19 protein-coding genes and 3 tRNA genes are annotated in these 23,489 nt (G+C 65.5%); 16 read left to right on the top strand and 6 right to left on the bottom strand.

Annotated features, from left to right (window positions below; translation table 11 throughout):
* Nucleotides 1–134: 134 nt before the first annotated feature.
* Together BLU67_RS06215 and BLU67_RS06210 are read right to left on the bottom strand one after the other, a co-directional pair.
* Nucleotides 135–1,166, bottom strand: coding sequence for a LacI family DNA-binding transcriptional regulator (locus tag BLU67_RS06215; RefSeq protein ID WP_092563739.1), 1,032 nt, complete (start codon nt 1,164–1,166; stop codon nt 135–137).
* A gap of 157 nt (nt 1,167–1,323) precedes the next feature.
* Nucleotides 1,324–1,857, bottom strand: coding sequence for a methylated-DNA--[protein]-cysteine S-methyltransferase (locus BLU67_RS06210; protein ID WP_092563736.1), 534 nt, complete (start codon nt 1,855–1,857; stop codon nt 1,324–1,326).
* 103 nt (nt 1,858–1,960) lie between these two features.
* Here BLU67_RS06210 and BLU67_RS06205 point away from each other — a divergent pair, with 103 nt between their 5' ends.
* Nucleotides 1,961–2,767 (top strand): glycosyltransferase family 2 protein, encoded by an 807-nt coding sequence (locus tag BLU67_RS06205; RefSeq protein ID WP_092563733.1) that lies wholly within the window; start codon nt 1,961–1,963, stop codon nt 2,765–2,767.
* On the opposite strand, the gene BLU67_RS06200 is transcribed toward BLU67_RS06205, so the two are convergent.
* The 3 genes from BLU67_RS06200 to BLU67_RS06190 form a co-directional block, all read right to left on the bottom strand.
* Entirely contained in the window at nt 2,736–5,090 is a 2,355-nt protein-coding gene (locus BLU67_RS06200; RefSeq protein WP_143027351.1) for a hypothetical protein, read from the bottom strand. The two genes, BLU67_RS06205 and BLU67_RS06200, sit on opposite strands and share 32 nt — an antisense overlap.
* A 75-nt stretch (nt 5,091–5,165) precedes the next feature.
* Complete coding sequence (locus tag BLU67_RS06195) at nt 5,166–5,804, bottom strand: hypothetical protein (RefSeq protein WP_092563727.1); 639 nt, start codon at nt 5,802–5,804, stop codon at nt 5,166–5,168.
* Between the two features lie 176 nt (nt 5,805–5,980).
* Nucleotides 5,981–7,165, bottom strand: a complete 1,185-nt coding sequence (locus BLU67_RS06190; RefSeq protein ID WP_092563724.1) for a diacylglycerol/lipid kinase family protein — start codon at nt 7,163–7,165, stop codon at nt 5,981–5,983.
* A gap of 57 nt (nt 7,166–7,222) precedes the next feature.
* Here BLU67_RS06190 and serS point away from each other — a divergent pair, with 57 nt between their 5' ends.
* From serS to BLU67_RS06150, 8 genes are all read left to right on the top strand, one after another.
* Nucleotides 7,223–8,497, top strand: coding sequence for a serine--tRNA ligase (gene serS, locus BLU67_RS06185; protein ID WP_092563721.1), 1,275 nt, complete (start codon nt 7,223–7,225; stop codon nt 8,495–8,497).
* 8 nt (nt 8,498–8,505) lie between these two features.
* Nucleotides 8,506–9,354 (top strand): HAD family hydrolase, encoded by an 849-nt coding sequence (locus BLU67_RS06180; protein WP_092563718.1) that lies wholly within the window; start codon nt 8,506–8,508, stop codon nt 9,352–9,354.
* Nucleotides 9,355–9,376: 22 nt separating this feature from the next.
* Nucleotides 9,377–10,384, top strand: a complete 1,008-nt coding sequence (locus BLU67_RS06175; protein WP_176780715.1) for a LacI family DNA-binding transcriptional regulator — start codon at nt 9,377–9,379, stop codon at nt 10,382–10,384.
* An 8-nt stretch (nt 10,385–10,392) separates the two neighbouring features.
* On the top strand, nt 10,393–11,175 hold the full coding sequence (locus BLU67_RS06170; RefSeq protein ID WP_092563712.1) for a hypothetical protein: 783 nt from the start codon (nt 10,393–10,395) through the stop codon (nt 11,173–11,175).
* A gap of 162 nt (nt 11,176–11,337) precedes the next feature.
* A complete protein-coding gene (locus tag BLU67_RS06165; protein ID WP_092563709.1) occupies nt 11,338–12,738 on the top strand; it encodes an ABC transporter substrate-binding protein in 1,401 nt (466 codons plus the stop codon).
* 91 nt (nt 12,739–12,829) lie between these two features.
* Nucleotides 12,830–13,807, top strand: coding sequence for a carbohydrate ABC transporter permease (locus BLU67_RS06160; protein ID WP_092563706.1), 978 nt, complete (start codon nt 12,830–12,832; stop codon nt 13,805–13,807).
* Nucleotides 13,804–14,847 (top strand): carbohydrate ABC transporter permease, encoded by a 1,044-nt coding sequence (locus BLU67_RS06155; protein ID WP_222842398.1) that lies wholly within the window; start codon nt 13,804–13,806, stop codon nt 14,845–14,847. Before BLU67_RS06160 ends, BLU67_RS06155 begins: the two co-directional genes overlap by 4 nt.
* 87 nt (nt 14,848–14,934) lie before the next feature.
* A complete protein-coding gene (locus BLU67_RS06150) occupies nt 14,935–16,209 on the top strand; it encodes an AGE family epimerase/isomerase (protein WP_092563704.1) in 1,275 nt (424 codons plus the stop codon).
* On the opposite strand, the gene BLU67_RS06145 is transcribed toward BLU67_RS06150, so the two are convergent.
* A complete protein-coding gene (locus BLU67_RS06145; protein ID WP_092563701.1) occupies nt 16,210–17,154 on the bottom strand; it encodes an NAD(P)H-quinone oxidoreductase in 945 nt (314 codons plus the stop codon).
* Between the two features lie 96 nt (nt 17,155–17,250).
* Here BLU67_RS06145 and BLU67_RS06140 point away from each other — a divergent pair.
* The 7 genes from BLU67_RS06140 (at nt 17,251) to arcA (ending at nt 23,481) form a co-directional block, all read left to right on the top strand.
* Nucleotides 17,251–17,337, top strand: a tRNA-Ser gene (locus BLU67_RS06140).
* Between the two features lie 72 nt (nt 17,338–17,409).
* Nucleotides 17,410–17,500: transfer RNA gene (locus tag BLU67_RS06135), tRNA-Ser, on the top strand.
* A gap of 231 nt (nt 17,501–17,731) precedes the next feature.
* Nucleotides 17,732–19,303 (top strand): SLC13 family permease, encoded by a 1,572-nt coding sequence (locus tag BLU67_RS06130; protein WP_092563698.1) that lies wholly within the window; start codon nt 17,732–17,734, stop codon nt 19,301–19,303.
* A gap of 25 nt (nt 19,304–19,328) precedes the next feature.
* The gene (locus BLU67_RS06125; RefSeq protein ID WP_092563695.1) at nt 19,329–20,414 is read left to right on the top strand and encodes a hypothetical protein; all 1,086 of its coding nucleotides are present in this window, start codon (nt 19,329–19,331) and stop codon (nt 20,412–20,414) included.
* A 101-nt stretch (nt 20,415–20,515) separates the two neighbouring features.
* Nucleotides 20,516–20,588, top strand: a tRNA-Arg gene (locus BLU67_RS06120).
* A gap of 334 nt (nt 20,589–20,922) precedes the next feature.
* The gene (locus BLU67_RS06115) at nt 20,923–21,882 is read left to right on the top strand and encodes an alpha/beta hydrolase family protein (protein ID WP_143027350.1); all 960 of its coding nucleotides are present in this window, start codon (nt 20,923–20,925) and stop codon (nt 21,880–21,882) included.
* Between the two features lie 375 nt (nt 21,883–22,257).
* Nucleotides 22,258–23,481, top strand: coding sequence for an arginine deiminase (gene arcA, locus BLU67_RS06110; protein ID WP_092563689.1), 1,224 nt, complete (start codon nt 22,258–22,260; stop codon nt 23,479–23,481).
* Nucleotides 23,482–23,489 lie beyond the last annotated feature (8 nt).

Genomic DNA, 23,489 nt, shown 5'->3' with positions numbered 1-23,489 from the left:
CCGCTTGGGCGTTTACGTTCTCTGGAGGGGATAGGTGCGCTTATGGAGAGTTAGGGGTTTGTGTTTTCCCCTAATTCTCCACAACGGCTCCGATCGCCCGGTTTTGAGGGAGTGGGAAGCCGGGTTGCTGCTGGCTAGGAGGCAGGGGCGATGGCCGTGGAGGCGCGCTCGATGACCTCGGGTGCCGGGTCGAACACGACCGAGGTGCCTGCTTCAGCGCGCCCGTCCAGCAGGTCCAGCACAAGCGCCGCACACTGCTCGCCGAATTCCGCGGAATCACGCCGAATCGCGGTCACAGCTGGGACCATCACCTCGCACAGCTGGGAGTCTTCCAAGCTCATGACGGCCACGTCGTCGGGGACTCGAATGCCCTGTGCGACGAGCTCGCGCGTGGCGCCGAGGCACAGCACCTCGTTGTCGAAGGCGATAAAGTGCGGGAGGTCCCCGGCCGCGTGCAGTTGGCGCACGATGTCGTGGCCGGCTTCGACGGTGTAATCATCGGCGGCGACGCCCATGCCGGAGATGCCGGCCGCTGTGGTGAGTTCGGCGAATGCGCGCAGCCGTCGGTCGGAGTGGACGATCGATTGCGGGCCCGCGACGTAGCCCATCGACTCGATTCCGAGGGAACGCCCATAGTCGATGACGCGCCGCATGAGAGCTTCCTCGTCGCTCATCACGGCCGCGCCGTAGCCGGGGAAGTCGCCGGCGAAGACGGCGGGGATACCGCTTTCGGCCAGGAGCGCCGGCCGCGGATCGTCCTGCAGGAGGTCCACGACGATGACGGCGTCGACCCGCCGCTCGGCCCACCAGCGGCGGTAGGTATCGAGTTCGTCGGACATTTCTGCGGCGGTGTGGAAGACGAAGGAATAGCGGTGGGCGGATAGCCCGCGCTCCACGCCCATCATGAAGTGGAAGAAGAACCGCTCGCCCGCGAAGGATCCCAAGGGTCGGCCGATGATGAGGCCGACGGCCCGCGCCCGCTGGCTGGAAAGAGCGCGCGCCGCGATTGAGGGCGTCCAGCCGAGGTCTTCTGCCAATTGCAAGATGCGTTCGCGCGTCGCGACGGAAATGCCCGGGCGATTATTGAGCGCGAAGGAGACAGCCGTCGTCGATACTCCCGCCTCGCGAGCGATGTCTCGGATGGTCGGACGTGGATCGGCAGCCATGGCGAAATCCAGTAATTTCCGCGCTGAACCTCAGCGCAATGGTCGTCGTAGTCTATCGTCCCACAGCCGGCCGGGGGGTAGTGCCGGTTGCCCGTTGGCGTCGGAGGTGGCGGCGGCTGTAGGACTCGCGGAGCGTCGACGGGCCTCGCGCCTGCGGCTAGAACAGTCGCGAGGCGGTGAGGTCCGTCGGGGCTTCGAGATCGAGCAGCGCTTGTTTGCGCGCGGTTCCGCCCGCGTAGCCCGTCAGCGAGCCGTCGGCGCCGAGCACGCGGTGGCAGGGCACGATGATCGAGATCGGGTTCGCCCCGACCGCTTGGCCGATACTCTGGGCGGCGGCGGGGATTCCGGCAAGGGCGGCGAGCTGGGCGTAGCTGCGGTGCTCCCCGTAAGGGATGTGGCGCAGGAGTTCCCACACGCGGGTGCGAAACGTTGTGCCGGGCAGGTACAGCGGCAGATCGAAGTGGGTGAGCGTGCCCGCGAAGTAGCCTTCGAGCTGGTGGGCGACCTCGGCCAGGAACGGATCGGCGCTGGCCTCGACCCGCTGACCGAAGCGGGCAGCATCGGGGCGGTGGGTGTGATCGTCGTAGTACAGGCCGGCTAGGCGGTAGTCGCGGGCGATCACCGTGAGCTCGCCGAGCGGCGAAGCAATCAGGGCGTGGCGGTCGCCGATCGGCGGGGCGGGAGGCGTCATGACGGCGGGCCTCCGATCTGGTGGGGACAGTGAGCGTCGAGCATTTCCATCATTCCACCATTTCGCGGCTGCGTCACCGCTCACACCCCGCTAGGCTAGTGGCGTGAGTTCCGATCCCACGCGCCGCGTAGCCGTGGTGATTCCTGCAAAAAACGAGGCGGAGACGATTGCTACGACGATCCGTGCCGCCCGCGCCATCCAACGGGTCGACCTCGTCATCGTCGTCGATGACGGATCCGATGACGAGACGCAACACGTAGCCCGCAATGCTGGCGCCGCCGTCGTGCGCCATGCTGTCAACCGCGGGAAGGCATCGGCAATGGAGACGGGCGCCGCCGTCGTGGCGATGCGCGATATTGATAACCGGCCGCCGCGGCACCTGCTGTTTTTGGATGCGGATCTTGGCGAGAGCGCCGTCGAATGCAATGAACTCGTGACGCCCGTGCTGGAAGGCCGCGCGGATCTGGCGATCGCGGCGCTGCCACCGCAGGCTGGGGCCGGTGGCCGGGGCTTCGTCGTCGGCGCGGCGCGCAAGGCGATCGAGAAGTTCACGGGCTGGCAGCCGCTGCAGCCGCTGTCCGGTCAGCGGTGTTTGAGCCGGGAGGCCTATGAGGTCGCGACGCCACTGTCGCGCGGTTGGGGCGTGGAGACCGGGATGACGATCGACGTGCTGCGCGCTGGCCTGACCGTGATCGAGGTGCCATGCGATCTCACGCATCGCGCGACGGGCAATGACCTGGCCGGGCAGCTGCACCGCGCCGGGCAGTATCGCGACGTCATGCTCGCGGTGACTCAGCGGCGGGTGCGCACGCGCGCGATCCCGGGCGAGATCATCGCGCAGTCGGCCGCAATGCAGCGCCCGGGGGAGCCGTATCGGCTTAACCTTCGGGGTGCGTCGCTGCCGAAATAGGCACGCGTTCGGCCTGCCACGTGTGGGCGATCATGATGAAGGCCGGAACGGCCAGGCCGAGGCCAATCGCGGGAATGACGACGCCGGAGTCGTTGACCGCAAAGGCGATCAGGAGCGTGACCGCAATTCCGAGGGCCGCTGGGCGCAGGTAGGTGAGGCGCGCCGCCAGGGCGTTCGGCCCCGCTAGCAACCAACCGTAGGGCGCCTCGGCGGCAGGCAGGTTGGGCGCATTGCGGCGTCGGGTGCGGGCCCCGAGGAGGAAGGCCGCGAGGATGAGCAGGGCCGCAGCGAACAGGATCGTGAAGTAGGAATTCGTCAGGATGTGCAGGTTGGCGCTCGCCTTGCGGCCGACTATCTGGATGAGCTCACCGTCGAACACCGACTGCATGAACCGCCCGAGGTGGGTGCGCTGGGCCGGCGGGCGGAGGTAATCGAGGTAGGAGATCGCGAACGCGGCGGCGACCGTCGCGGCAAGGATGAGCAGGACGCGTCGCAGCGATAAGGCGATGCCGAGCGCAACGAGGGTGGCGATCGCGAAGCCCGGGATGAGGGCCGGCGGACCGCCGAAATCGGCGCCGATGGAGGGGGCGCCGTCGATGATGACGGTCACGAGTCCGATGGCGACGAAGGCGGCCGAGGCGCGCTGGCGCCGACGGGACTCGGTGGGGGCAGCGAAGCGAGCGAGGACGGCCGCGAGGCTCGCCGCGACGATGAATGAGGTGACGGCGAGCAGCACGAACGAGGTGTTGTTCATGCCGTAGAACCGGCCGCCGACCGTCGCAAACGATCCCATGATGGCGGTGCGTTGCAGGGGTGCGCCCGCCAGGGCGTCGAGGATGAGCGTGAGCCACAGGGTGGTGGCGAGCAGGGCAGGGGCAGCGACCGCGCGGGTCAGGGCGCCCCTTGCTCCCGACATGCCGCGAGCGGCGCGCGCCGTGACAGCGAGTGCGAGCGCCGAGAGCCCGATCGCGAACGCGAGGGCGCCGAGAAGCCCGAGGACGGGGGCGAGGGCGGCACCGGCACGCCACCAGGGCAGCAGGTCGACGAGGTAGACGCCGAGCGGCATCGCGAGCGCGGTTCCGGCCCACAGCGCGAGGAGGCGGTGGCGCCCGGGCGCGAGCTGGCTGACACGCGGGGCGCCCAGTGCGCGGGCGCTGAGGGCGAACAGCGCGAGGACGAGGATGATGTAGCCCGGGTAGAACCACGGCACGGCGGCGCGCGAGCGGTCGAGGTGGATGTCGTAGTCCACCTGGCCGGCGAGGAACTCGGCGAGCGGGATGGGTTCGTCGGCCGTGACCTTGATGGGGGAGCCGACGGCGGTGGCGGGCGTCGGCGCGTCGAGCCAGGAGGCGATACTTGGTAGTAGATCGGTGCTCTGGGCGATGCCCGGCTGGCGTGTCGAGGCGGAGGAGATGAGGTGGACGCCCGCGTCGCTCGCGGGCGTCACATCGCCGTCGGGGGTGATGCGTGCGGTGACGAACACGTGGAGGTAGGGGCGCGTGTGGCGATCGTGCAGGCCCGCGGCGACCATTCGCACGGGCGTGCCGGAGGTCTCGGCGTAGCTGCGGGCGGCGGCAAGGGCCGCGCCGAGGTTAGCGTCGAGAGCGGTGGTGATGTCGTCATCGGCGGTCGCGGGGTTGGCGGCCGCGCCGTGGCCGAGGCGCGTGATGTCGTCGATTCGGGAGGCGGCGTCGATCGCAATGACGCGCGTGCCCGCCTCGAGTAGACCCGGCAGCGTCGCGGAAATTGACTCAGGCGTGAGGGGCTCGGGGTCGGCGAGCGTGGGATCGGCGAGCAGGCCGTCGGTCTGCGTGAGCGCCAGGATGGCGCCGGGGCCGAGCGCCGCGGCGGAGATATCGTGGCTGGCAAGCAGTGAGCCGAGCGTTCCCGGGATTGCGCCGTAGTCCTGATCGGTGGCGGTCTGGACGTAGGTCGCCCAGTCGGCGGCACGGGCCGGGCTATTGTGCGTGGCGATGCCCGCGCAGGCGGTGCCGCGTGGCTCGGCCGTTGTGCGGCGGCCTGCCGAGACGGTCAACCAGCCGTCGGCGGGACACGTGAGGGTGGCAACCGAACGCACGACGAGGGACCCGGCCGCGGCCGAGGGTTCGGCCAGGAGCGAGAGCAGGTTGGGTGTCGCCGCGGCATCGACCTCCCGCCAGCGCATCGCACCGAGGCCCACGACGATGACCGGTTCATCGCTCGTGCTTGCGGGCGCCGCGTGACTTGGCAGCGGAGCAACAACGAGCGCGAGGAGTGCCACAAGGCTAGCCGCCACGAACCTGGCGGCGCGTCGGAGTCCCCCCAGGGCATGCGCGTTCGACATATCTTGCCTATTATGCGCCATCGCGCGCGCACTCCGATAGTTTCGGGCAGATGCGCGTGCCGGTCAGCGTCGGTGCTACGCGGAGAGGACGTCGGCAAGAAGATCGAGCAGCGGGCCGCGGGTTTCGGGCGCATCAAGCGCGGGATGCCTGCCGTCGGGCCAGTATCGCGGTGACGCTTTTCCGTCGTCCTCGGTCCAATAGAGGCAGCCCTCCCAGCTCAGCGGGGCGTCGTCGCGCAGGACGCGTGCGCGGCGGGCCCGGTCGGAGCCGGTGGGGGTTTCGAGGGGAGGGTGCTCGAGGATGCGCACGGTGGTGCCGTCGAATGGGACGTGCACGGAGATGAGGTCGTGGGGGCCTGCGATGACGACGGGGGCGTCGGTCTGGAAGGTGGGTGGCTCGGTGAGGCGAGCGAGTTCTTGTGCGAGCGCCGCGGCATAGGCGTCAAGTTCGCCACGGGCGGGGAAGGCGTGGGCGGCGCCGGAGGGGGAGGCGGCAGCGGCGGGGGAGAGACGATAGGTGCTGGTGAGCGGGGCGGCCCAGGGCTCGTTGTCGAGTTCGGTCGAGAGCTCCCAGTTACCCTCAGGCAGGACGCGCCATCCCGCGGCGGGCGGACGAATCCCGTCGTAGCGCAGCCAGCTCTGGGTGCAGGCAAGTCCGCCGTGCCAGAACGTGGGGACTATGGTGTGGCTATCGTCGAGCGTGGTCATCAGCATCGCTGCAGGCAACGCAAATCCGGGGCGCGGGCCGCGTTCTGGCAGGTCTGGGCGGCGAGGGGCCAGGGCGTGAGGTGAGCGCGAGTCATGGTTGTCGTCTCCGTTGAGCTATGTATATGGCGAGTCTCACTGTGAATTTAGGAAAAAATAGCGTTGGCTGCTCGCGCGGAATGTTGTTAGCTGCGCACGAGCAGGGCGCCGCGTTCGACGCGGGTTTCGATGTGGCGTGAGATGCCGACGAGGTCACCGTCGACCTGGACGGCCTCGGGTTCGGCGGTGCTCACGCGCACCGATTTGCCGCGCCGGAAGGTCATGGAACCGGGCAGCGGCCCGGGCTGATCGCGGCGAATGCCGAGGCCCTGCAGGAGGATCTTGCCGCCGACGGCCGCCCACCCGAGCAGACCGACCGTCGTATCGATGGTGGCGATATCGAGCCAGCCGTCATCCAGCTGGGCGTCGGGCAGCAGGACGACACCGCCGGGAAGGCGCCCACAGTTAGCGAACATGATCGTGCGCGCGCGCTGGTGTTCGGGGGTTTCGGCGCCACCGATCCACATGCGCGCATCGATGCGCCGTCCGGTCATGTGCTTGATGGCGGCGACGGAGTAGGCGAGCCAGCCGATGCGTGCCTTCAGGTCATCGTCGGCGCCCGCGACCATCGCGGCGTCAAAGCCCAGACCCGCGATGACGAGGAAGAGATATTCGTGATCGGGCTTGGGTGCGGGCACCGCGCCTTCGTCGGTAAGGAGGTTCGCGAACCGCTTGGCGGTGGCGGCCTCGAGGGCTTCCTCGTCGCGCAGCGGTTCGGCCTTGAGCCAGCCGACGTCCATGGCGTGCGTGGGGCCGGTGAACGCCGCGGTGATTTGATCGGAGACGGAGCCGAGGGGGATATCGAGGTTGCGGGCCAGCAGGTTACCGGTGCCCATGGGAACGAGGCCGAGCGGGACGCCCGTTCCCGCGAGCCCACGTGCCACTTGCCTCACGGTGCCATCGCCGCCGGCGGCAACGACGACGGAGGCGCCCTTGGCGACGGCCTCGCGCGCCTGGGAATGGCCCTGGTGGTCCTCCGAGGTTTCAAAAAACAGCGGCTCGGGCAGGTTGCACTGGCGAGCGATCTGCGTGCAGCGCTCCTTGAAAGCGTCGAGGTCATTGAGCTTCACGGGATTGACGATGATCGCCGGGGGACCGGTCGGGGGCGGTTCGGCGGCTGCCGCCGAATCCGCCTGGGCGGCCGCGTCGGCACCGTCTGTGCCGGAACGGGAGATGCTGGCTGACGCTCGATAGGCCACGATCGCGACGACGAGCGCACCGGCCGCGAGCAGACAGGCAAGGAGCGCGACAATCGATGACCAGGTGTCCATAGTGCGAGTGTAGGCCGGGGCCTGGGCACCCGCCCGATATCCGATAGGCTTGGGGCCATGATCGATTTGCGAGCTTTGCGTGATAATCCCGAGGTCGCACGCGCATCCCAGCGGGCGCGTGGCGCCGATGAGTCTCTGGTCGATGCGATCCTGGCCGCGGACGAGAAGCGCCGCGCTAGCTTGCAGGCCCACGAAGACAAGCGTGCCGAACAAAAAGCGCTGTCCAAGGCGATTGGGCAGGCGGCTCCCGAGGACCGGCAGGCGGCGCTCGATAACGCGCGCGCCATGGCTGAGGAGGTCAAGCGCCTGGCCGCCGAGGCCGAAGCGGCCGAGGCCGAGCTGACGCGCCTGGTCTACCAGATCGACAACATCATCGAGGACGGCGCCCCGGCCGGCGGCGAAGAGGACTTCGTCGTCCTACGCACCGAAGGCCCGGCGCCACGCGATTTCGCTGCCGAGGGTTTCACGCCGAAGGACCACCTCGACGTCGGCGAAGCCATCGGCGGGATCGATACCAAGCGCGGCGTGAAGGTCGCCGGCTCGCGGTTCTACTACATGACGGGCATGGGAGCGCGCCTCGAACTCGCGATGCTCAACTGCGCGATGGACCTCGCGATCGCCCACGGCTTCACGCCGATGCTGACTCCGACGCTCGTCAGCCCCGAGATCATGGGCGGCACGGGCTTCCTCGGCGAACACGCCGACGAGGTCTACCACCTGCCGGCCGACGAGCTCTACCTCACCGGCACCTCCGAGGTGGCGCTCGCGGGCTACCACAAGGACGAGATCCTCGACCTGAGCGAGGGCCCCATCCGCTACGCCGGATGGTCCACGTGCTACCGCCGCGAGGCCGGCTCCTACGGCAAGGACACCCGCGGCATCATCCGCGTCCACCAGTTCAACAAGGTCGAAATGTTCTCCTTCTGCCCGCTGGAGCAGGCGCACGAGGAACACCTCAAGCTGCTCGCGCTGGAAGAGGAGATGCTCGCCAAGGTCGAACTGCCCTACCGCATCATCGACATCGCTGCGGGCGACCTCGGCTCCTCGGCGGCACGCAAGTACGACTGCGAGGCCTGGCTGCCTACCCAGCAGCGGTGGATGGAAGTGACCTCGACGTCGAACTGCACGACCTTCCAGGCGCGCCGGCTGCAGGTGCGCGAGCGGCGCGAGAACGGCATCGTGCCCGCCGCGACCCTGAACGGCACCCTCGCCACGACCCGCTGGCTCGTCGCGATCCTCGAAAACCAGCAGCAAGCTGACGGCTCCGTCATCGTGCCGCAGGGGCTGCGGCCATACCTCGGTGGCCTGGAGGTCATCGAGCCCGTCCGCTAGCAGCAGCCATGACGTCCGCTCCCGCCCGCCCGCGCCTTTCGCCCCCAGCGAGCCTCGCGCCCTCTGAGGAACTGCTCGTCGCGCTTGATATCGACGGGACGATCGTGCAGATCGACGGCTATTTGCACCCCGTCGTCGCCAAGGGGATCACGGCGATGCGGCGACGCGGCGCGGCCGTGGTGCTCGCCACCGGGCGCGGGGTCGACGGCGTGCTGCCGATCGCCCGCCAGCTCGGCATGAGTGATGGCTATGCGGTGTGCGCCAATGGCGCCGTCGTGCTGCAATTCGATGATTCACCCGCGGGCTACCACCTGTCTGACGTCGTCACCTTTGACCCGGCGAGCGCGCTCGACCAACTGCGCGAGCGCATCCCGAGCGCGCTCTTCCTCGTCGAGGACGGCAACGGCGATCACTACACGACGGGCCCCTTCCCCGACGGCGAGCTCGCCACCGCCCCGCCGATCGTGCCCTTCGAGCGGCTGCGCCACATGGCCGCCACCCGCGTCACCGTGCGCGCGCCCGACGTACCGAGCGCCGAGTTCGCCGAGCTCATCGCCGACACGGGCCTGCACGGCGTCGGCTACTACATCGGATGGAGCGCGTGGCTCGATATCGCGCCCCAGGGCGTATCCAAGGCCTCAGCGCTGGAGATGCTGCGCGGCCGGCTGCAGATCGCGCCGCACGCGACCGTCGCCGTCGGCGATGGCAGCAACGACGTGGAGATGCTCGCCTGGGCGCACTACTCCGTCGCGATGGGCCAAGCGCCACCGCAGGTGCAAGCCCAGGCCAATGAGGTGACCGCCCCCGTGACCGAGGGTGGGCTCGCCTACGTCCTTTCCGCCATCCTCACGCGCTAACACATTTGGCACAATGAAGGGCGTGGAGCCATCGATCAATGACGTCGCGCGCGCCGCAGGAGTGTCCACGGCGACGGTCTCCCGAGCGCTTCGGGGCCTGCCGAACGTCTCGGCCGCGACGGCCGCCAAGGTCACGCAGGTTGCCGAGCAGCTCGGCTATTCCGCCTCGCCCGCCGCCGTCTCGCTCGCCAGCGGGGCGACGCGCAATATCGCGATCGTCTGCTCCCAGCTCAACATGTGGTTCACCTCCAACGTCTGCGAGGCGATCGTGCGCGCCGCGCAGGACGAAGGCTTCACCGCCTCGCTGCTGTGCCTGGGCAAGGGCTCCCTGCACGAGGCCGGCGCCGGCCAGCGCCGCCGCGTTCAGGCCGCAAAACTCCGCCGCCGCGCCGACGCCGTCATCGTCGTCGCCCTGCCGCTGCTGGCAGGCGAACTCGCCGAACTGCAAGCCCTGAACGTCCCCGTTGTCTTCGTCGGTCCCGCCGTTACCGGCCAAGCCTGCGTCCACATCGACGAATACGCCACCGCGCGAGAGGCCACGAGCTACTTGCTGGGGCGCGGGCACACGACGATCGCGCACCTGACGGGACCGGCCGACGATGACGCCGAGGAAGGCCCGCCCCTGCTGCGGCTGCGCGGCTACGTCGATGCGCTTGCCGCCGGCGGGATCGAGGTCGACTACGAGTTGATCGCGCACTGCGATTACGATCGCGAAGCCGCCCGCAGCGCCGCCCGAGACCTGCTGCGCACCCGGCCCGATACGAGCGCGATCCTCGGGTTTTCCGACGTGCACGCCGCCGGGGCGCTCGCCGCGGCCGCTGATCTCGACCTGCGCGTGCCGGCAGACATCGCCATCGTGGGAATTGACGGTTCGGAGCTGTCCGAGGTCCTCGCGCTCACGAGCCTCGCGCAGGATCCCGTGCTGCAGGGCGAAGCCGCCGTGAGCCTCGCCCTGGATATGCTCACGGGCGCGCCCGTGCCGGAGCAAAACGTGTTCCCGACGACGCTCATCGAGCGCGCGAGCGTCTAGGAGGAAAGATGCGCAATCGCCACGTGCGGATCACGATCGCGATCATCCTCGCGGCCATGCTCGCGATCGGTTTCGTCGCGCCCTTCGCGCTCGCCACCACCGACGACGCGAACCTGGGAGAGATCCCGCCGGCCGTCACCGCCGCGGTCGAGCCGGACGGCGAGGTGGCACGCCACGTGGCGGGACTTGCCACCGAGACATCTTCACCCGCGCCCGCCCGAGGCAAGCTCGCGGGCGCCCAGCTCACCTTTGGGCCCCTTGCCCGCTTCATCCTGCTGGCTGAGGATCCTGCGGGCAGCGGCCTCCGGCTGACGCGCGAGGATCTCGCGGACAGCGCTCCCCAGTTTGTCGCCGTCGTCTCGGCCGACGGCGAGCCCGCCGACCTCGTGGAGATCGCGGCCGATGGCTCCTTTATCGCCCTCGGCGGGCAGAGCGAACAGATCGTGCGTGCCGTCGCCGGCGCGGAGGCCGGCAGCCTGCTGCTGCGGGACCCAGCCAACTCGGCGACGTATCTCGTCGACCCGCAATTGGAGGAGCTGCAGCCCCTTGATGCGGCGGCGAAGGCCGCCGTGGGCGGGGCGATCACAGCGGTTGATTTCCGCCAGCGCGTGCTGCTGCGCGCGACCGAGCAGGTCCCCGACTTCGTGCCAGCGTCGGCCTCGCCGACGCCTGACGCCGCCTCGCCGATCGGCTCGCCGTGGTTGCCGACGATCGTCGTGAGCGTCGCGGTCATCATCGTCATCGCGCTCGCGTGGGCGCTCGCCCGCTCCAATCGACATCTCGATTTGTGACGCATTCGCGTCGCGTCCGCCACCTAAATCGGGTCAGTAAACAATTGTTGCCAAACTGTAATGCTGCACGGCGGCAACTCGTAGATATTTCCCTCTGAAAGCGCTTGCATAGAAGTATGCGCATCCGCATTCCGCGGGTGGATGAGTCAGAAGGGAACATACATGCGTACGTTCACAACACGTCGCGGAGCCGCGACCCTCGCCGGGGCCGCAGCCATCGCGCTGACCCTCGCCGCGTGCGGTGGGGCGGATAACCTGGGCGGCGGTGGCGGCGGTAGCACCACCGGCGGTGGCGATACCGGCGGCGATGCCGGCTCGTCCGACTGCTCGGACTTCGAGGCCTACGGCAAGCACGAGGGCAAGACGGTCTCGATCACGTCCTCCATTCGCGAGGTCGAAGCCGACCAGCTGCAGGACACCTTTGAGAAGTTCACCGAGTGCACGGGCATCACCGTCCAGCACAACGGCATCGGCGAATTCGAAAACCAGATCGTCGTCCAGGCCGAAGGCGGTAACGCCCCCGACCTCGCGATCTTCCCCCAGCCGGGCCTGCTCAAGCGCATGGTGGAAGAAAACTACGTCAAGGAAGCCCCCGAGTCGGTCGAGAAGCTCGTCGATGAGGGCTGGACCGAGGACTGGAAAGCCTACGGCACCGTCAACGACAAGTTCTACGCGGCGCCGCTGATGGCCTCGGTGAAGTCCTTCGTCTGGTACTCCCCGAAGGCGTTCCAGGAGGGCGGCTACGAGATCCCCAAGACGTGGGATGAGCTCATGACGCTGACCGACAAGATCGCCTCCGAGCACTCCGAGGGCTCCACCCGCCCCTGGTGCGCGGGCATCGAATCCGGCGGCGCGACGGGCTGGCCCGCCACCGACTGGATCGAGGACCTCGTCCTACGTGTCGGCGGCGGCGACGTCTACGACCAGTGGGTCAACCACGAGATTCCGTTCAACGACGCGAAGATCAAGGAATCGGCCGAGTACGTCGGCAAGATCCTGACCGACGACAAGTACGTCAACGGCGGCATCGGCGATGCCCGCTCGATCGCCAACACCTCCTTTAACGACGGCGGCCTACCGATCCTCGACGGGGAGTGCTTCATGCACCGCCAGGCCTCTTTCTACGAGGCGCAGTGGCCGCAGGGCACCAACGTCGGCGAAGACGGCGAAGCGTTCGCCTTCCCGCTGCCTCCGGTCAACGAGGGCGAAGTTCCGCTGCTCGTCGGTGGCGAGTTCGTCGGCGCGTTCAACGACAAGCCGGAAACCGAGGCCGTCCAGGCCTACATGGCCTCCGGCACGTGGGCGAACACCCGCGTCGAGATCGGTGGCGTGACGAGCGCGAACAAGGCCGTGGATGCTTCCAAGGCCTCCTCGCCCGTGCTCAAGCAGGCCATCGAGCTGCTCCAGGATGAAAACTCCGTGGTCCGCTTCGACGGCTCGGACCTCATGCCTTCTGAGGTGGGTGCCGGTTCCTTCTGGAAGGGCATGACCCAGTGGCTGAACAAGGAAAAGGACCTCGATGGCGTGCTGAACGACATCGAAGCGTCCTGGCCGGCTAACTAGCTGACAGACGCCGATTCGGCTTGGGGGCGGTCACCATCAGGGGCCGTCCCCACAGTCGAACCGGCAACCAGGACTGTAGAAGGCTGACACCATGTTGAACTCCAAGATTGGCCAGATGCTTGCGGCCGTCCTGGCGCTGATCGCGGTGGTGGCGATCATTATGGCGCTGGCGAAACTGGCTGACCGGATGCCAGAACGGCTGCGTCGCTGGGCGGCTCCCCTCATCTTTGCAGGTCCCGCCCTAGCCATGCTCGGCGTCGGACTCATCTATCCGGCGATCCGCACGACAGTGATGTCGTTTTATGACCGACGCTCCACCACCTTCGTCGGGCTCGATAACTACAAGTGGGTGTTCACGAACACGGACTCCGTCCAGTCGTTCATCAACACCTTCTGGTGGGTGCTGCTCGTCCCGACGCTCTCCACCGGAATCGGACTCATTTACGCGATCCTCATCGACAAGTCGCGCTTTGAAAAGGTAGCGAAGACGCTGCTATTCATGCCGATGGCGATCTCGTTCGTGGGCGCCGGTATCATCTGGAAATTCGTCTACGACTACAAGGGCGCGGCCCAGGAGCAGATCGGCCTCGCCAACGCCGTCATCACGGGGCTTGGGGGAGAGCCGCTGCGCTTTTTGCAAGACGCGCCGTGGAACACGTTCTTCCTCATCGTCGTGATGATCTGGATCCAGGCCGGTTTCGCCATGGTCCTGCTCTCCGCGGCGATCAAGGCGGTGCCCGATGACATCGTCGAGGCCGCGCTGCTGGACGGCGTGAACTCCTGGCAGATGTTCAAGTCGATCACCGTGCCCTCGATCCGGCCGACCCTCGTCGTCGTGTTAACGACGATCACGATCGCGACGCTGAAGATCTTCGATATTCCGCGCACGATGACGGGCGCGAAGTACGGCACCCAGGTGCTGGCAAACCAGATGTATGACCAGTCGTTTACCTTCGGCAATAACGGCACCGGCTCGGCGCTGTCGGTCATCATCTTCCTGCTGGTCATCCCGATCGTCGTCTACAACGTTCGTCAGATGCTCATTAACCGGGAGGTGCGTGGGGCATGAGTGAGACCAATCGCGATAAGGAACGGGTCTCGCCCGTGGACGGCGTGCCCGAGGACGTGGCCGCCACTGGAACCCGCGATCTCGCGGGCGCCGGAACGACGGTCGTCAAGACCGACGACGGCGACAAGCCCGCCGATACGCCGGGCAAGCGCGTGCGCGATAAGGATGACCGCCTCGGCTCCAGCGCGAAGCGCATGCTCACCTCGCGCGTCGGTTCGCTCGTGGCGCTGCTCATCGCGGCGCTGTGGACGGTGCCGACGTTCGGCCTGTTCATCTCCTCGATCCGACCGGAACGCGACATTAAGCGCACGGGCTGGTGGAACTTCTTCACCGACCCGCAGTTCACGATGGACAACTACAACGAGGTGCTGTTTGGTCGAGCCTCCTCCGGCTCGCTGGCAAGCTACTTCATGAACTCGCTCGTCATCACGATTCCCGCGACGCTCATCCCGCTCGCGGTAGCCGTGCTCGCCGCCTACGCATTTTCCGTGCTGCAGTGGCGGGGCCGCGACGTCGTGTTCATTACCGTCTTTGCGCTGCAGATCGTGCCGCTGCAAATGGCGCTGATTCCGCTGCTGCGGATCTTCGCGGGCTCCACGGCGATGGAGATGTTCCCCTATATCGCCGTGTGGGTGGGACACTCGATCTTCGCCCTGCCGCTCGCGATCTTCCTGCTGCACAACTTCATGGCCGAGATCCCGAGGGATCTCATCGAGGCCGCGAAGGTCGATGGCGCGGGGCACGTGACCGTCTTCTTAAAGATCATGCTGCCGCTGCTCGTGCCGGCGATCGCGTCGTTCGCGATCTTCCAGTTCCTGTGGGTATGGAACGACCTGCTCGTTGGTCTGACCTTCACGGGCGGCAACAACGCGATCCAGCCACTGACCGCACGCCTTGCGGAAATGGCCGGCTCGCGTGGACAGGACTGGCACCTGCTCACGGCCGGCGCCTTTGTCTCGATCATCATCCCGATCGGCGTCTTCCTGGCGTTGCAGCGCTACTTCGTGCGCGGTCTGCTCGCCGGTTCCGTCAAGGGCTAGCGCTCCGATAACGAGTCGACAGGCGGCGGGTAGGTCGAACCTACCCGCCGCTTTTCGTCGCTCGAGGCCGCCCGATACGCTAGCGGTATGACTGCATCAATGACGTTGCCCACCGATGAGACGCGAGCCCGTGAGATCGCCGACCTCCTAGCCTGGGGGGCCCGCGCGCGCCACGAATTCGGCTTCGGCTACCTCGGTGACAATGGCGAGATCCTTACCGAGCGCGGCATCGAACTGTGGATCACCTGCCGCATGACGCACTGTTTCGCCCTCGCATCGATGCTGCCCGAACGCTACCTCGGAGAGCTCAGCCGCGAGGAGGCCAGAGCGCTCGCGGCCCACGGGATCGCGAGCCTCGCTGACCACTTCCACGACGCAGACTATGGCGGCTACGTTGCCGCGCTCGATGCCGAAACGGGGGAGCCGGCCGCTGGCGGGGGCGATCGGAAGCAGGCCTACGCGCACGCCTTCGTCGTGCTGGCGGCAAGTTCGGCCCGCGTCGCCGGTATCGAGGGTGCGCAGGCCGTCTTGGATGATGCGCTCGCGACATCCACCGAGCGCTGGTGGGACGAGGACGCTGGCATGGTCTATGAGTCCTATGACCGCCGCTTCAGCGAGGCCGAAGCCTACCGCGGCGTGAACGCTGCGATGCACACCGTCGAAAGCTATCTCGCCGCCGCAACGGTCACCGGCGATGACACGTATCTCATGCGCGCGGTGCGGATCATCGATCGGGTCGTGGGTGACCTCGCGCCGCAATTCCAGTGGCGCTTTCCCGAGCACCTGGACACGAACTACGAGCCGATTTTAGACTTCAACCGCGATAAACCCGCCGACCCGTTCCGGCCCTACGGCGCAACCCCTGGTCACTGGTTCGAGTGGGGCCGGCTCGCACTGCAATCGCTCGCCGAATTAGAAGCCCGCGGGATCGAGCGCGCCGGATCGGCGCGCATCAAGGACGGTGCGCTCGCGTTGATCGAGGCCGGCGCCCAAGAGGGCTTCGGCGTCGACGGTGAGCCCGGCTATGTTTACACGACGGACTTCGACGGCACGCCCGTCGTCCATGAGCGGATGCACTGGGTCGCCTGCGAAGCCTTCGCCGCCGGTATTGCTGCGGCGCTCGCGGACCCTGCCCTCGCCGAGCGCTTCACCGCGATCGCGGCCGAGGCCTGGGATTACATCGAGCGCTTCCTCATCGCGCAGCCGGGGCAGTGGATCCACGAGCTCGATCGCCACAATTCGCCCGCGGCCGGGACCTGGGAAGGCAAGCCCGATATCTACCACGCGGTGCAAGCACTCCTCATGCCCGATCTGCCGCTCGCGCCCGCGTTTGCGCCCGCGGTCGCACACCTCAGTGAGTAGTTAGTCGAGTGTCAGGATGATCTTGCCGAAGGTCGCGGGATCGTCCATGAGCTGGTGGGCTCGATCCACCTCTTCCAGCGGCAGGCTCGCATGAATCTGTGGTGCGATGAGCCTCGCGGCGTGCCGCATCGCCGCGACAATCTCGCCTTTTCGCGCCACCGGCAGAGCGCGCAGCGTTGAGCCGATAATCTGCAATCGCTCGGTCAGCACACTGCCGAGATTGATCGACCCCGTCCTGCCCTGCTGCAGGCCGATCATGATGAGGCGGCCATCGCGCGCGAGCAGATCGATATTGGAATCCAGGGCGCCGGCGCCCAAAATATCGAGGATGATCGCGACGCCATCCTCGCCGGCCGACTGCCTTAACTGCTCGGTTGCGTCCTCGTCGTGATAATCAACGGCGACCTCCGCACCGAGCGCCCGGCAGCGCGCGGCCTTTTCCGCGCTCCCCACCGTCGTGAGCACCCGCGCGCCACGCCGGGCGGCAAGTTGGATAGCAACCGAGCCGACACCGCCCGAGCCGCCATGGATCACGACCGTGTCCCCCTCGGCAATATCTGCGAGGTCGACGAGGTTGAGCCACGAGGTTGCGAGGGCCTCGGGAAGGCCGGCGCCCTCCACGGGCGACAGGCCCGAGGGCAGCGGTAGGCACTGAACCGCCGGCGCACACACAAACTCGGCGTAACCGCCACCGGCGAGCAGCGCAATCACTTCATCGCCCACACTCACGCCCTGAGCGGTATGGGGCGCGGCGACGACGGTGCCCGCAACCTCGAGGCCCGGGATCTCACTCGCACCGGGCGGTGGGGGATAGTGGCCCGCACGCTGCAAGAGGTCTGCCCGGTTCACGCCCGCGGCGTGAACGCGAATCAAGACCTCACCGTCCTTCGGCTTGGGAGTTGGTAGGTCGGAGATGGCGAACGTGGACGGATCGATGGCACGCATGGCCCCAGTGTTTCAGGATTATTGCCGGTTGTGGCAAGCTCCGCCGTGCGCGATACACTAGCGTTCGGCCCAGGTCGTGAACGCTTCCTGGGACCGGGAGGGTTGACCGAGCGGCCGAAGGTGACGGTCTTGAAAACCGTTGTGCGGGCAACCGTACCAAGGGTTCGAATCCCTTACCCTCCGCGCATAACAGCCGACGTGATGCACCTGTGTTTTTCTCTTCGGCGGTGCAACCGATAAGCTAGTTCTGCTTATGGAGACGTGGCCGAGTGGCCGAAGGCGCTCCCCTGCTAAGGGAGTAGCGGGTGATCCCCGCTCGGAGGTTCGAATCCTCTCGTCTCCGCCAGCTGGATGGCCCGGCCTGCGACGCAGGTCGGGCCATGAACACATCCCGCAATAATGTGCGGTTTTTGGCACTAGATCGTCGCGTAATTCAACGTACCGCACGCCGTTGAGGCGAATCTGGAAATTGTCACCACATCGTTATCTGATGCACGCCACAATTGCATGAATTGTTATCTGGCTCACCGTAGAGTGCCAGTAAATCTCTGTGAGCCATGTCAAAGAAGAGGACAGCATGAGTACACCAGAAATCTCCCCAAGTACCGCGCATGCTCCGGGCGAGGATGCACCCAAACTGACCGGAGCTCCCCTGGCAAAGAAGCTGATCGGTATCGCGGTCGGCCTGATCCTCGCGGTCATCGTCTATTTCCTCATGCCCGACACCCTGTCAGAGGCCATGCAGGCGGCCAGTGACAAGGCCGTTGAAGGCGGGAAAGCTGCCTTCACTCCTCACGGCTTAGCCTTCACCGCGGCGGTCGCTGTGCTCATGGGTGTGTGGTGGATGACGGAGGCGATTCCGCTCGCCGCTACGGCGCTGGTTCCTCTGGTGGCCTTCCCGGCCTTCCACGTCGCTGACTTCAAGACCACGGCAACGCCGTATGCCTCCGGAACGATCTTCTTGTTCATGGGTGGCTTTTTCCTTGCCCTCGCGCTCCAACGATGGAACCTGCACCGCCGGGTAGCCCTGATTACGGTGCTTGCGGTGGGCACGAAGCCGAAGATGTTGATCTTGGGCTTCATGGTGGCAACAGGCTTCATGTCGATGTGGGTCTCCAACACTGCCACCGCCGTCATGATGCTGCCAATCGGCTTGTCGGTCCTCACCCTCATCGGAGAGATGAAGACGGATGCTGAAGGCAGGGTCAAGTCGAACTTCGCTATTGCACTCGTCCTTGGCATCGCCTACTCGGCCTCTATTGCGTCGCTGTCAACCCTCATTGGCACCCCGCCCAATACCCTGCTGCGCGGCTACCTCAAGGACAACCACGACATCAACATCGGCTTTGGCCAGTGGATGTTGGTTGGCGTGCCGCTGGCCTGGGGCTTCCTATTCATTACGTGGTTCCTTCTTACCCACGTGCTGTTCAAGCCGGAAATCGATGAGATCCCGGGCGGCAAGGAACTGATCCGCCGAGAATTGGATGCGATGGGGCCGATGTCTCGCGGTGAAAAGCTCGTCGGAATCGTCTTTGTCATCGCCGCACTCTCGTGGATCTTCCTTCCCACGATGTTCCCCGACTCGGGAATCACTGACGAACTCATCGCCATGGCGATCACCCTCGTCCTCTTCCTCATTCCCGTTCATCCCGCGCACGGTGTGGCCCTGCTGGACTGGGACACCGCGAAACATATTCCCTGGGACGTTCTCCTCCTCTTCGGTGGCGGTCTCGCGCTGTCCGCCATGTTCTCCACAACCGGACTATCGACGTGGATCGGAGACCAGGCCAAGGGACTAGGCGGACTGCCGATCATCCTGTTCGTTATCGCCGTGGCGGCACTCGTCATCTTCCTGACGGAAATGACATCGAACACCGCGACCGCTGCAGCGTTCCTGCCGATCATGGGTGGCGTCGCGATGGGGCTCGGTCAAGATGTCATGCTCCTCGTGATTCCGGTCGCCCTGGCCGCGACCTGTGCCTTCATGCTGCCGGTTGCCACGCCGCCTAACGCGATCGCCTACGGCTCGGGCTATATCCGGATTGGTGACATGGTGCGCGGCGGCATCTGGCTGAACCTCATCGGTATCGTGTTGATTTCTCTGACGACGATGACTCTCGCCGTCTGGGTGCTGGGGATCCAGCTATAGCAAGGGTGTGAGGAGCTGGGGGGTTATGATGAAGGCGTTCGTACGACTGGCCGCGATCGCCACCGTAGTGCTGGTGGCGGGAAGCTGTGCGGGTGGAAAGCACGAACAACCCCCAGCTTCCTCGCCGACGGGCACCGCGAGCAGTATCGGGCAGGCGCGCGAGGGTTGGAGGTGGAATGCACAAGGGGGAGTAGCATTCCAGACCCCAGACGAGTTCACCTTTGACTGGCCCCCATACACGCAGTGGTGCATCGCCGACGACCCGCCGAAATCGGGCACCAAAGTCGTCATCCCGATGCACAGCTGGGCTGTACTAGCAATCGCGTGCGGACCGATGCCGCGGGAGTACTTCGTCCCCTGGGTTCGGGTCGAGGTAGATCCGGAAGGCGAGGAACCGCTCAAGCGCATTGCTGCTGAGAGTTGGGCGGCGGAAAAAGTCGAGGGCATCACCCGGCACGAAGCTGAACCGCCAGGGCCGGACAGTGACGAACTGGGGCCTACAAGCCCCGATCCGCTCGAAAGCTATGAGCGATTTTCTCGGAGCGTTGGCCCGATTACCGTGACGGTGGGAATGCCGCCAGATGACGTGGACGAAACGCTCGCCGCGGGCATCTTGGAAACCGTGGTCCCGATATCCACGACGCCGTTAGGGTGCCCGAGTGTGGCGACGCCGGGGGCTGCCACGAGCGCAATAGAAAAAGATGAACAGGGAGACCTGGTGATCTGCCAGTACTTCGCTGGCGCTAGCGAGGGGACGGGCACATCCGCCGATCGCCCCCAGGGGCTACACATTGGGGAACATGTGCTCTCCGGCAACGTCGCCGCCTCCTGGCTATCTGCTGTGTACGACGCACCAATGGGGCTTGGTCCCAACAACCCCGATAACTGCGCGTCTGGGCAGGAAGACGGGGAGTTTATCCACGTTCGCTCCGCAACCGGGATGCTCCACGTGAGTTACGTAGGCTGCCGATCCAACGGCATTACTGGCAACGGCCTGGAGCGCAACATTACGCGCGAGAACTGTGGACCAATCTTCAGCGGTGGAACGGTCCGAATCACCTACTCAGGACAAGACGTCGGGGAGCTATGCATGCCCGATGGCGTCAGATAGCGAGCGAGGGGGCGCCAGGAAAAATGTCGCGGGGATCACCGCCCCTAGGATTTGGTAGGCCGGCCCTCAGCGCGCTATTGTTGAGGGTGCCGAAAGGCCCAGCGCCCGTAGCTCAACGGATAGAGCATCTGACTACGGATCAGAAGGTTGGGGGTTCGAGTCCCTCCGGGCGCGCAAGCAGAAACCCGCACGATTGTGCGGGTTTTTGTGTATGTGAGCCGTTTCCGTGTCCGCACAACTCGGTGATCGTCGATCCGGGCTAGCCAAAAGGTAGTGGAATCCCTCCGCGCGGCAGACGCGGCAGAACGCGGGTCACGGGAGCATTGTGACGATCAGACTCGACGTGGTTTTCGCCGCCTTGAGGCGAAACTGCTTGCGTTTGACCGGCAGATCCGGATGAAATATCAATAGTGAGGCCCTCCTCCTTACACCGCTTGCCGCAAGGCAAGCTGCCCACCCGGACGCGTAGCGTCCATCCTCCCCCGAGGACATGATGCGCCGACACGTTGTGACTGCCAGCGCCGCGCTGGTCGCCCTAGTCCTTGGCCTGCCCATGTCCGCTTCCAACTCCGAAGCGCACTCGACATCACCTGTGGTTGCAGCGGTCGCCGAAGAGTCCGAAGGCAATAAGCTGTTAACAACGACGATGGGGCTAGCCTTCAGCGAAGCGGGCTACTCCGACGTCTACGATCTCTACGTCGGTGAGGATCTCGCAACCGATCGGCCGGGAGTGCTGTTCTTCTTCGATGGCGATACCGCGTCTGACGAGACGGCGAACTACGGGGATGACGAGACGATGGCGCGCCTGCGGGACGTCGCAGCAGAACACAATCTCGTGCTCGTCGCTCCGCACACGCCCGAAGGAATTGAGGACGAGGATTTCCTCAACTGGTGGAACGTGCCCGATAAAGGCGAGTATGCGCGCGAACTCGTCAAGCATGTCCTTGCTTCATATGACGTCGATGAGACCCGCATCTGGCTGACCGGATTCTCCGGGGGAGCCGAGCTCGTGATGAGTGAGCTCATGGCTCACGATCGTGGGTGGTTCGCCGGTGGCGGAGCGATCGTGATGGGCGGCGGCGAGGCGATGCGCGGCGTCGAAGCCGTCGACGATGTGCGGATCGCGACCATGCCGCTGTACTGGTTCATTGGCTCCGATGATGGGACCCTCGAGCCAAACGAAGACACCTGGTCGGCCAAGCAGGCGGCCGACAGTGGTCGCACGAGCTACCAGGAGGCGGGATTCACTGCCACCCAGTGGATCGAGATTCCCGACCAGGGGCACAGCTACGACATCCCGGAGGTCATCTCCACGGGGCTGAGCGATGTGCGCGAGCGCCGCACCGAGTTCGTGAACAGCGCTGATCAGCGCGAGTCGCTCTTCTCGCCGACCGAGCCAGGCCTACTGACGTCGGAATCCACTCCTGCGGCGCGGTGGCATTGGCTGCTGGTCGCCACGACTCCGTAGACCGGCTCGTACCTCACCGCATTACTATTCCCGAATTAGCAACTACGGGAATTCTTGATCCGATCAGGTGGTGTGGCGTGAATTTAGTGGCCACTCGATATCCCTGCCGTGGATATCCCAAGGTGCGGGATTTTCAGGGTATTCCCAGGGAGATTCTCGTGCCTTGTCGGCGTCGCTGTGACACACTTGCGGGTGACAGAATGGTAACGATCAATGGCTTTCTCCGTAGAAGCTAGCACGGTCGTACCGGAAGTTTTCCGCAGAATTCTGCGGAATTGAAATGATCTGGGACCAACGTCCCTAGTACGGTCGTACCAGAAAGGAGAGACTGAACACGTACCGACCACGTGAGACCCACGAGAGAGCGTAGGAACAATGACGTACCACGTTGATTCCGAAGTTGGACAACTTCATCAGGTAATCATTCATCGCCCCGGTCAGGAACTTGCTCGTCTTACCCCGTCGAATAAAGATCAACTTCTTTTCGACGACATCGTATGGCTGAAAGAAGCCCAACGAGAGCACGACATGTTTGCTGACGCTCTGCGCGAGCAGGGTTGTGAAGTTCTGTACTTCCAAGATCTGCTTTCGGAGACGCTGGACATCCCGGACGCACGGGCCCACATTCTTGATCATGTTTTCGACGAACGCCGCTATGGGCTGTCCACCACGGATGCGCTGCGAAACTACGCAGACCGGTTGGAATCGGACAAACTTGCGGCGGTCCTCGTTGGGGGCATGACGAAGCAGGAGCTGTTTAAGGAGGTCGGCGATCCCAAGTCCGTCGTCCTGGACATGCTCGGGCCCGATGATTTCGCCCTGACGCCGTTGCCTAACCACCTCTTCACCCGGGATACGTCGTGCTGGGTCTATGACGGGGTGTCGGTGAACTCGATGAGGATGGATGCGCGGCAACGCGAAACCATCAATTACGAAGCCATCTACCGGTGGCATCCGAAGTTCGCCGATAAGGAATTCAACAACTGGTCAACCGCGACCCAGGAAGGGCCGGCAGCGATCGAGGGCGGCGACGTCCTCGTGATCGGCAAGGGCTCCGTCCTTGTCGGAATGTCGGAACGCACCACGCCCCAGGGTGTTGAACGGCTTGCCCGGCAACTCTTTGATGCCGGACGTGCAGAGCGCATCGTGGCACTTCATATGCCGAGCGAACGCGCGATGATGCACCTCGATACCGTCATGACGATGGTTGATGAGGAATCGTTCACCGCGTACGGCAACCTCGGCATGCTGGCGTCGAACACCATTCGCCCCGGGGAATCCTCTGGCAAGCTCGACGTCACCTACAACTCTCCCGACACCATGTTCGACGTCATCGCTGACGCTCTCGATCTGCCCGAAATCCGCGTGCTGACCACGCCGCAGGATTCCTTGCAGGCAGAGCGCGAGCAGTGGGACGACGGATGCAACCTACTCGCGGTCAAGCCCGGCGTCGTCGTCGGCTATGAGCGCAACGTCGCTTCGAACACCTACCTGCGCAAGCAGGGTATCGAGGTTATCGAAGTTCCCGGGTCTGAACTCGGCCGCGGTCGCGGAGGACCGCGTTGCATGAGCTGCCCGATCGAACGCGACGGAATCTAACCACCACA

It is taken from the genome of Bowdeniella nasicola (assembly GCF_900107735.1).
In the GTDB taxonomy this organism is placed as follows: Bacteria; Actinomycetota; Actinomycetes; order Actinomycetales; family Actinomycetaceae; genus Bowdeniella; species Bowdeniella massiliensis.
The sequence above is the reverse complement of the archived record's forward strand: the minus strand, read 5'-3'. Positions and strand labels throughout refer to the sequence as shown.